The organism is Tahibacter caeni (assembly GCF_024609805.1).
Taxonomy (GTDB): Bacteria; Pseudomonadota; Gammaproteobacteria; order Xanthomonadales; family Rhodanobacteraceae; genus Tahibacter; species Tahibacter caeni.
On the sequence record NZ_JANFVR010000181.1, the window covers coordinates 1 to 9,778 of the forward strand.

Below are 9,778 nucleotides of genomic sequence, written 5' to 3' on the forward strand. Positions count from 1 at the left end.
TGGCCGACGCGGCCGACGCTTCCGCCGCCGTCCCGGCGGAGGCGCCGCAAACGCCGGACGGCGCCGGCGGCCGCCGCGGCCGCGAAGAAACCAAGCTCGATGCGGTCGACGTGCACGGCATGGCGACCAAGGAAGCGACGTCGCCCAAGTACACCGCGCCGCTGCGCGACACGCCGCAGTCCATCGAAGTCGTGCCGCAGGAGGTCATGCTGCAGCAGAACCTGCTGTCGCTGCGCGACGTGCTGTCGACCTTGCCCGGCATCACCTTCGGCGCCGGCGAAGGCGGCGGCGGCTTCGGCGACAGCATCAACCTGCGCGGCTTCGCCGCGAGCAACGACATCCAGCTCGACGGCGTACGCGACAGCGCGCAGTACTCGCGCACCGACACGTTCAACCTCGAGCAGATCGAAGTCGTCAACGGCGCGAACTCGGTCTATTCCGGCGCGGGCTCGGTCGGCGGCACGATCAACCTCGTGTCCAAGGCCGCGCGCCAGGGCGAGTTCAATCACCTGTCCGCCGGCGTCGGCACCGATGCCTATGCCCGCGTGACCCTGGACAGCAACCAGATGATCGGCGAGTCCACGGCCTTGCGCGTGAACCTCATGGGCCACCGCAACGACGTGGCGGGCCGCGATGTCGAGCAGATGAAGCGCTGGGGCTTCGCGCCGTCGATCGCGTTCGGTCTCGGCAGTGACACGACCTTCACCCTGAGCTACCTGCACCAGCGCGACGACAACACGCCGCAATACGGCGTGCCGTACTTCTTCGCCGGCGACCGCGGCTTCGCGCTGCCGGGTCTGGATACCAGTACCTACTACGGCTACCGCAACGTCGACACGCAGGAGATCGAGGTCGATGCGTTCACCGGCGTGCTGAGCCACGTGTTCAGCGACAGCATGAGCCTGCGCAATTTCACGCGCGTGCAGGAAGTGAAGCAGCTGACCATCGTCGATCCGCCGCAGGGCACGTACTGCCTCGCCAACAACCTGACCCCGGTCGGCGGCAGCTGCACGACGGGTACCGGCGCGACGCAGATCGTCGTGCCGATCAACACCTATATGCCGAGCGGCCCGCGCGGCAACGTGCGCGACACGACCAACCGCCTGCTCGTGAACCAGACCGACCTGACCTCGGAGTTCGACACCGGTTCGGTCGGCCACACGCTGGTCACCGGCTTCTCGCTGCTGCACGAGTCCTACACCCTGGACGGCAGCAATGAATTCCGCAACGCCGACGGCAGCAATCCCTATGCGGCGCCGAACCACCTGCCGTTCACCGATCCGTTCCATCCGGACACCTGGTACACCGGCCCGCGCAACCGCACCCGGACGAGCAAGGTCGACGGCGAGCTCGACAACGCCGCTGTCTATGCGTTCGACACGCTGAAGTTCAGCGAGCAGTGGCAGCTCAACCTCGGCGCGCGCTACGAGCGCAACGAGGGCAGCAGCACGACCTACACGGTGTCCACCGCCGCCGGCTCGATCGGCACGATCACCGGCGCGAGCGCGCCGGCCAAGAACAACGACGACCTGCTGTCGTACCGCGCAGGCCTGGTGTTCAAGCCGGCCGAAGCGGGCAGCATCTATGTCGCCTACGGCAATTCCAAGACGCCGTCCAAGGCCTCGGTCAACGGTTCGTGCACGGTCGGCAGCACGACCGGCACGAACAACTGCACCGTCGATCCGGAAACCGCGATCAACTACGAAATCGGCACCAAGTGGGAATTGCTCGACCAGCGCGTGTCGCTGACCGCGTCCATCTTCCGCAACGACCGCGAGAACTACCGGGTCGCCGACCCGGGCAATCCGGACAATCCGTCGGGCCAGCAGCAGCTCGACGGACAAGCCCGCGTCGACGGCGTCCTGCTCGGCGTCAGCGGCAATCTGAGCCGGAACTGGGCGGTCTATGCGAACTACACCTATCTGCAGAGCGAAGTCCTGCAGGGCGTGTCCAACCGTCAGGCCGGCCAGGGTCTGGACTACACCCGCGGCGACGATCTCGTCAGCGTGCCCAAGCACTCCTTCAATGCCTGGACCACGCTCGACGTCGGCAGCTGGCAGCTCGGCTACGGCGTGAACTACCAGGGCGAGTACTACCTGAACCAGCACAGTGCGACCAACGTCAGCGGCCCGCTGGCCAAGGCCGACGACTACTGGGTGCACCGCGCGATGGTGGCCTGGAACGTCAACCGCGACCTGCGCCTGCAGCTCAACGTCAACAACCTGTTCGACAAGGAGTACTACACGCGCGTGCGCACGAGCGCCAGCGGCTGGGCCACGCCGGGCGAAGGCCGCCAGGTCACACTGCAGGCCAACTACGCGTTCTGAGGTTCGCGACTGGTCGCCGCAGGGACGCGGCGGCGTTTCGGGACCGACGGCGGCCGGGCGCGAGTTCGGCCGTTCGCGTTGTTTCAATCAATACTTGTAGACAAGTTTATGATCCATGGTTCGCGACCCGGCGCCGGTTTGATCCGGATCAAGCGCCGCGCGGCCTCCGCCGCTACCATGGATGCATCCGTCCACCGCCGAGCGTCGCCATGCTGCTCCACGTCGCCAACGTACTGACCGCCGAAGAAGTCGCGCACTGCCGCCGCCGCCTCGACACGGCCGACTGGCTCGACGGCCGCCTCACCGCCGGCTACCAGTCCGCCAAGGCCAAGCACAACCTGCAGCTGGCCGACGACAGTCCGGTCGCGCGCGAGCTCGGCGCGCTGATCCTCGAGAAGCTGCAGCGCCACCCGACTTTCGTCGCCGGCGCGCTGCCCCAGCGCATCTTTCCGCCGCTGTTCAACTGCTATCGCGAAGGCCAGTCCTTCGGCTTTCACGTCGACAACGCGGTGCGCTATCCGCGCACCGGCGACGACCGTAGCGCGCTGCGCACCGACCTGTCGGCGACCCTGTTCCTCAACGCGCCGGACGACTACGACGGCGGCGAGCTCGTCATCGAGGACAGCTTCGGCACGCACAGCGTCAAGCTGCCGGCCGGCGACTTGATCCTGTATCCGGCCAGCAGCCTGCATCAGGTACAGCCGATCGCGCGCGGCGAACGCATCGCCTCGTTCTTCTGGATACAGAGCCTCGTCCGCGACGAAGGCGAGCGCCGCCTGCTGTTCGACCTGGACCTGGCCATACAGAACCTGACCCCGGCCCAGCCCGAGCACCCGGCTCTGGTGTCGCTGGTCGGCGTCTACCACAACTTGCTGCGGCGCTGGGCCGAAGCCTGAGCGTCGCCGCGGCTCAGGCCAGCCGCGTCAGCTTGACGAGCACGAGCTCGCCGGCACCATTGAGCACGAGCGGCGCGCCGCCGCTCTGTTCGAATTCGACCAGCAGCGTTTCGCCGGCTTCGGCCCGCGGCCCGTCGGCGCGGTTGCTGACGACGGCGTGGCCCTGGGCGACGTGGACGACCCAGCTCGTGTCTGCGGCCGGAAATAGCAGCTGCGCGCCGACGATCGGCCGCGCCAGCAGCTCGGCCGCCTGGCGGCCGCGGCGGACCATGACGTTGAAATCGCGCGTCGGTCCGTCGAGCAAGCGGCAGCTGACCGGCGCCTCGCCCGGAAACGCATGCTTCTGGTAGCGCTGGGTCAGCGGCACTGCCGCATCGCTGCCGATCAGGAGCTCGACGCCGCCGCCGTCGAGCAGCATGAGCTCGCGGTCGACGTCGGGAAAGATGGAAAAATCCCCGTCCTGGGCAATCTCGGCTATCGAGACGCGCCAGTCGAAGTCGCCGTCGCCGGGACTGCGTGCGATTTCCGTCGTGATGCCGCCGCCGTTCTTCCAGGCCATGCGGCGATAGTCGTGGGCGTGCAGCAGGCGCAGGGTCGTCATCGGCGCTCCAGCAGCGCGTGCAACTGCGCGGTCGAGGCGGCCAGGCTCTCTTCCCAGGTGAAGCCGACGATCTCCGCGCCGGTGCCCGCGTCGAGGAAATCCTCGGCCTGGCCCGGCGCGAGCAGATGCCGGTAGTCGACGGTCACTTCGGTGCCGGGCGCCAGATCGCGTAGCGCGAACACGAAGCCCAGGTGCCAGAGCCCGGTCGGATCGAACGCATGGTTGATGTAGCACTCGTCCGGCCATTCCGGCGTGACGGTGTAGCGGTCTTCGAACCAGCGTACCGTCGCCGGCAGCAGCTGCGCCGCATCGGGACGCCGCGCGATCTCATCGAAACGGAACACCTCGGGGATCGCGTCGGGCGCGGTGATCAGGCGGCCGCGCGCGACGGGCTCGTCGACGAACAGGCCCTTGCCGGCGCCCGGGATCAGCGAATCGGCGACGTGGTAGCGCGGCAGTATCATGCCGGCGGCGCCGCAGCGGCAGCCGTGCCGGCCATCAGTAGGTCCGTTCCACGGCGTAGCGGGCCAGCGCATCGAGCGCATCGCGCGCGGCCGAGGCCGGCAGCAGCTGCAGGCTGCCGCGCGCAGATTCCGCATAGGCCAGCGCCTTGTCGCGCGTGAGCTCCAGCGCGCCCGAATCGCGGATCGACGCGATCACGTTGTCGAGCGAATCCAGGCCGCCCGATTCGATCGCGCGGCGCAGGCTCTGCGCCTGTTCCGGCGCGCTGCGCGCGATCGCGTAGATCAGCGGCAAGGTCGGCTTTCCCTCGGCGATGTCGTCGCCGATGTTCTTGCCGAGGGTGTCGGCGTCGGACACGTAGTCGAGCAGGTCGTCGGCGATCTGGAACGCGTAGCCGAGGTCCAGACCGAAGCGGTACAGCGCGTCCTCCTGCTCGGCCGGCAGGCCGGCGAGCACGGCGCCCAGGCGCGTAGCGGCGCCGAACAGCACGGCGGTCTTGCGCTCGATCACGCGCAGGTAGGCGTTCTCGTCGGTGTCCGGGTTGCCGATGTTCAGCAGCTGCAGCACTTCGCCTTCGGCGATCGCGTTGGTCGTGTCGGCGAGGATCTGCATGACGCGCATGCGCTGCAGCTCGACCATGAGCTGGAACGAGCGCGAATAGAGGAAGTCGCCGACGAGCACGCTGGCCGCGTTGCCCCACATCGCATTGGCGGTCTTGCGGCCGCGGCGCAGGTCGGATTCGTCGACCACGTCGTCGTGCAGCAGGGTCGCCGTATGGATGAATTCGACGACCGCGGCCAGCTGCACGTGCTCGTCGCCGCGATAGCCGGCCGCGCGCGCGGCCAGCAGATGGAGCATCGGCCGCAGGCGCTTGCCGCCGCCGCCGATGATGTGGGCCGAAATCTGGTTGATCAGCGCGACGTCGGACGCCAGGCGGTTCCGGATCAGGGTGTCCACGGCCTGCATGTCGGGCCTGGCGAGAGCCTGGACGGCGGCAAAATCGAGGGTGGAGGACGACGGAGCCGCGGCGGCGCTGGGCATCGGAACGAAAACTCGAACGGAATTCGGCCGGATTATAGCGGCGCCCGGCGACACCGGCGGCCATGACCTTGGCCGCAGCCGCGGCGTTTCGCCGCGAGGCTGCGCCGGCCGCGTCCGGCAAGGTCGCGCAGGCCGGACGAATCCCAGGCTGCAGCAGGCGGCGTTCCGAGGAAGGGCGCCGCGCCTACATGGTATCGTTCCGGTCCTGAAAGGCCGGAAGGCCCCCGCAACAAGGAAAAACTCATGGCACGCGGCATCAACAAGGTCATTCTGGTCGGCAACGTGGGCAAGGACCCCGAGACCCGCTACAGCGCCGGCGGCATGGCCGTCACCACCATCAGCGTGGCCACCTCCGAATCCTGGAAGGACAAGCAGACCGGCGAGCAGAAGGAAAAGACCGAGTGGCACCGGGTCAAGTTCTTCGGTCGCCTCGCGGAAATCGCCGGCGAGTACCTGAAGAAAGGCTCGCAGGTCTACATCGAAGGTTCGCTGCGCACCGAGGAATACGAAAAGGACGGCGTCAAGCGCTATTCCACCGACATCGTCGCGGCGGAAATGCAGATGCTCGGCGGCCGTCCGGGCGGCGGCGACATGGAAAGCGGCGGCGGCTCGCGCGGCGGTTACGAAGGTGGCGGTTCCCGCGGCGGTGGCGGTGGCTACGAGCGCGGTCCCGCGCGCGGCCCGCAGCAGGCTCCGCAGCGCAGCGCGCCGCAGCCGGTGCAGAACACCGGTTTCGACGACGACGACATCCCGTTCTGACCGCGGCCCCGCAGCACCAGCGTCGACGACGAAAAGGTCCGCCTCGTGCGGACCTTTTCTTTGACTGCATCCGGGACACCTGCTCCGCACGTCCGCCCGACGGCGGCAGCGGCAGCGCGACGGCCCTGAAGCCGACAAGCCGTCGATCGTCAGGCGGCAGCCCGGTTCGGGCTGCCCGGGCGCCCTGGAGCCGGATCCGGCCCGCACGGCCAGGAGCGAGGGCGGCAATGCGCCGGGGAGGCCCGGAGCGATGGAGGAACCGGGCAATACGCGGGCCGGCCGCGAACCGTGACAGCGATCCCGTCCGGGCCGGCCGCGCGTCCGGCCCGCGGAGCGGCGCGGGCGGCCTTCTGGTAGGCTTTCGGGCTCTCCGGCCGCTTTCGGGCCGGTCCAAAAGGATCTCGGAGCGACCGTAGCGCATGAAAACCCTGCTCGTGACTGGTGGCGCCGGCTTCATCGGCGGCAATTTCGTGCTGGATCTGCTCGCGCAGGGCGGCTTCCGCGTCGTCAATCTCGACAAGCTGACCTATGCCGGCAACCTCGATACGCTGGCGCCGCTCAAGGCCAATCCCGACCACGTCTTCGTGCAGGGCGACATCGGCGATCGCGCGCTGATCGAGCGCCTGCTGGCCGAGCACCGGCCCGACGCCGTCGTCAACTTCGCGGCCGAGTCGCACGTGGACCGCTCCATCGACGGCCCGGCCGAGTTCGTGCAGACCAACGTCGTCGGCACCCTGAACCTGCTCGAGCGCGCGCTGGGCTACTGGCGCGGCCTGCCGCTGGAACGCCAGGACGGCTTCCGCTTCCTGCACGTGTCTACCGACGAGGTCTACGGTTCGCTCGGTCCGGTCGGCAAGTTCACCGAGGAAACCGCCTACGCGCCGAACTCGCCGTATTCCGCGTCCAAGGCCGCCTCCGACCATCTCGTGCGCGCGTTCCACCACACCTACGGCCTGCCGACGCTGACGACGAACTGCTCGAACAACTACGGCCCGTACCAGTTCCCGGAAAAGCTCATTCCGCTGATGATCCAGAAGGCGCTCGCGGGCGAAGCGCTGCCGGTCTACGGCGACGGCCGCAACGTGCGCGACTGGCTGTTCGTGCGCGACCACTGCCGCGCGATCCGGCGCGTGCTCGAAGCCGGCCGCACCGGCGAGGTGTACAACGTCGGCGGCGATTCCGAGCGCGAGAACATCCACGTCGTCAAGACCATCTGCGCGCTGCTCGACCAGCGCCGGCCGCTGGCCGACGGCCGCCGCCGCGACAGCCTGATCACCTACGTCAAGGACCGCCCGGGCCACGACCGCCGCTATGCGATCGATTCGGGCAAGCTGCAGCGCGAGCTCGGCTGGGCGCCGCAGGAAACCTTCGAGAGCGGCATCGCGCGCACGGTGGACTGGTATCTCGACAACCAGGCCTGGTGCGGCCGCGTACTCGACGGCAGCTACCGCATGGAGCGCCTCGGCGCCTGATCCGGCCGGGACACCGCCGCGGATCCGCGCGGCACGCAACGCAGGACGGCAACGCAGGACGGCAACGCAGGAAAACGCACGTGACCACGAAGAAAGGCATCATCCTCGCCGGCGGCTCCGGCACGCGGCTCTATCCGCTGACCCAGGTGGTCAGCAAGCAGCTGCTGCCGGTCTACGACAAGCCGATGATCTACTACCCGCTCAGCGTGCTGATGCTGGCCGGCATCCGCGAGGTGCTCGTCATCAACACGCCGCACGAGCAGGCGCTGTTCAAGCAGCTGCTCGGCGACGGCTCGCAGTGGGGCCTGTCGATCAGCTACGCCGCGCAGCCGTCGCCCGACGGTCTGGCCCAGGCCTATCTGATCGGCGCGGACTTCGTCGGCACCGATCCGTCCTGCCTGATCCTCGGCGACAACATCTTCTACGGCCACGGCTTCACCGACGTGCTGCGCCGCTCGGCCGCGCGCGACACCGGTGCGACCGTGTTCGGCTACTACGTGCACGATCCGGAACGCTACGGCGTGGCCGAATTCGACGCGTCGGGCCGTGTCGTCGGCCTCGAGGAAAAACCCGCCGCGCCGAAGTCCAGCTACGCGGTGACCGGCCTGTATTTCTACGACGGCCGCGCGGTCGACTACGCGCGCACGCTGAAGCCGTCGCCGCGCGGCGAACTCGAGATCACCGACCTGAACCGCCGCTACCTCGAGGACGGTTCGCTGATGCTCGAAAAGCTCGGCCGCGGCTACGCCTGGCTCGACACCGGCACGCACGACTCGCTGGTCGAAGCGTCGAACTACATCGAGACGATCGAGAACCGCCAGGGCCTCAAGGTCTGCTGCCCCGAGGAAATCGCGTTCCACAACGGCTGGATCGACGTCGACCAGCTGCGCGCGCTGGCCCGGCCGCTGGCCAAGAACGGCTACGGCCGCTACCTGCTGCAGGTCGCCGAGCACGGAGTGACGCCGTGAAGGTGATCGAGACGCGCCTGCCCGGCTGCGTGGCGATCGAACCCGACGTATTCGGCGATCCGCGCGGCTTTTTCTACGAAAGCTACAATGCGGAAAAGTACAAGGCGGCCGGGCTCGATCTGCGCTTCGTCCAGTCCAACGTCTCGCGTTCGGCGCGCGGCGTGCTGCGCGGCCTGCATTACCAGTGGCCGAATCCGCAGGGCAAGCTCGTCAGCGTCGTCGAAGGCGAGGTCTACGACGTCGCCGTGGACATACGCCGCGGGTCGCCGACGTTCGGCCAGTGGGCCGGCGTGATCCTGTCGGCCGAGAACCACCGTCATTTCTGGGTGCCCGAGGGCTTCGCCCACGGCTTCGTCGTGCTGTCGGAATTCGCGACGTTCACGTACCAGTGCACCAACCTCTACGACGCCAAGGCGGACGCCGGCGTGCGCTGGAACGACGCCGCGATCGCGATCGACTGGCCGGTCAGCGCGCCGCTGCTGTCGGCCAAGGACGAGAAGGCGCCGCTGCTGGCCGACGTCGCGCCGGAACGGCTGCCCGTCTGGCTCGCGTGAACCGGCGGCGTCCGTACGCATCGGCCGGCCGCGCGCGCGTCGCGCCGGCTGCGGATGCGCCGCCGGCCAAACGGTTTTCCTTTTTCAACTGCCGGCGCTACGCCCCATGAAGATCCTGCTCCTAGGCGCCAACGGCCAGGTCGGTTTCGAGCTGCAGCGCAGCCTCGCGCCGCTCGGCGATGTCGTCCCCGCGACGCGCAGCGGCACGTTGCCGGGCGCCTTGCCCTGCGAGCGCGCCGATCTCCACGACGCCGACGCGCTGCGCGCGCTGTGCGAACGCGTCGCGCCGCGGCTCGTCGTCAATGCGGCCGCGCACACCGCGGTCGATCGCGCCGAGGACGAAGAGGCGCTCGTGCAGCAGGCCAACGGCGCGGCGCCCGGCGTGCTCGGCGCGTGGGCCGCGGCCAACGGCGCGGCCGTCGTGCACTATTCCACCGACTACGTCTTCGACGGCAGCGGACTGCGGCCGTACCGCGAAGACGACGCGACGGCACCGTTGGGCGCCTACGGCCGCTCCAAGCTCGCCGGCGAGCAGGCGCTCCGGGACAGCGGCGCGGAGTTCCTGAACTTCCGCACGGCCTGGGTCTACGCCGCGCGCGGCGCGAACTTCCTGCGCACGATGCTGCGTCTCGCGCGCGAGCGCGAGCGCCTCGGCGTCGTCGCCGACCAGCGCGGCGCGCCGACGCCGGCGCGGCTGA

At 68.8% G+C, this 9,778-nt stretch carries 10 protein-coding genes; 7 read left to right on the forward strand and 3 right to left on the reverse strand.

What is annotated here, in order from left to right; translation table 11 throughout:
- Positions 1 to 2,327: TonB-dependent receptor (locus tag NON22_RS15020; RefSeq protein ID WP_306673834.1), on the forward strand; the 2,327-nt coding region annotated here is incomplete at its 5' end.
- Positions 2,328 to 2,536: 209 nt separating this feature from the next.
- Positions 2,537 to 3,223 carry a Fe2+-dependent dioxygenase gene (locus tag NON22_RS15025; protein WP_257387762.1) on the forward strand — a complete coding sequence of 229 codons (687 nt, stop codon included), beginning with the start codon at positions 2,537 to 2,539 and terminating at the stop codon, positions 3,221 to 3,223.
- Between the two features lie 13 nt (positions 3,224 to 3,236).
- Here NON22_RS15025 and NON22_RS15030 read toward each other — a convergent pair whose 3' ends face one another.
- From NON22_RS15030 to NON22_RS15040, 3 genes are read right to left on the reverse strand one after another with little or no spacing between them, the layout of a single operon-like run.
- Complete coding sequence (locus NON22_RS15030) at positions 3,237 to 3,824, reverse strand: HutD/Ves family protein (protein ID WP_257387763.1); 588 nt, start codon at positions 3,822 to 3,824, stop codon at positions 3,237 to 3,239.
- Positions 3,821 to 4,288 carry an SET domain-containing protein-lysine N-methyltransferase gene (locus NON22_RS15035; RefSeq protein ID WP_257387764.1) on the reverse strand — a complete coding sequence of 156 codons (468 nt, stop codon included), beginning with the start codon at positions 4,286 to 4,288 and terminating at the stop codon, positions 3,821 to 3,823. Before NON22_RS15035 ends, NON22_RS15030 begins: the two co-directional genes overlap by 4 nt.
- Before the next feature lie 34 nt (positions 4,289 to 4,322).
- The gene (locus NON22_RS15040) at positions 4,323 to 5,327 is read right to left on the reverse strand and encodes a polyprenyl synthetase family protein (RefSeq protein WP_257387765.1); all 1,005 of its coding nucleotides are present in this window, start codon (positions 5,325 to 5,327) and stop codon (positions 4,323 to 4,325) included.
- A 243-nt stretch (positions 5,328 to 5,570) separates the two neighbouring features.
- On the opposite strand from NON22_RS15040, the gene ssb reads away from it, so the two are divergent.
- The 5 genes from ssb to NON22_RS15065 form a co-directional block, all read left to right on the forward strand.
- Entirely contained in the window at positions 5,571 to 6,086 is a 516-nt protein-coding gene (gene ssb, locus NON22_RS15045) for a single-stranded DNA-binding protein (protein WP_257387766.1), read from the forward strand.
- 419 nt (positions 6,087 to 6,505) lie between these two features.
- Positions 6,506 to 7,558, forward strand: a complete 1,053-nt coding sequence (gene rfbB, locus NON22_RS15050) for a dTDP-glucose 4,6-dehydratase (protein ID WP_257387767.1) — start codon at positions 6,506 to 6,508, stop codon at positions 7,556 to 7,558.
- Positions 7,559 to 7,638: 80 nt separating this feature from the next.
- Positions 7,639 to 8,526 (forward strand): glucose-1-phosphate thymidylyltransferase RfbA, encoded by an 888-nt coding sequence (gene rfbA, locus NON22_RS15055; RefSeq protein WP_257387768.1) that lies wholly within the window; start codon positions 7,639 to 7,641, stop codon positions 8,524 to 8,526.
- A complete protein-coding gene (rfbC, locus tag NON22_RS15060) occupies positions 8,523 to 9,080 on the forward strand; it encodes a dTDP-4-dehydrorhamnose 3,5-epimerase (protein ID WP_257387769.1) in 558 nt (185 codons plus the stop codon). The genes rfbA and rfbC overlap by 4 nt, the downstream gene beginning before the upstream one ends.
- A gap of 106 nt (positions 9,081 to 9,186) precedes the next feature.
- Positions 9,187 to 9,778, forward strand: a 592-nt coding sequence (locus tag NON22_RS15065) for an SDR family oxidoreductase (protein WP_257387770.1), incomplete at its 3' end; no start/stop codon positions are given.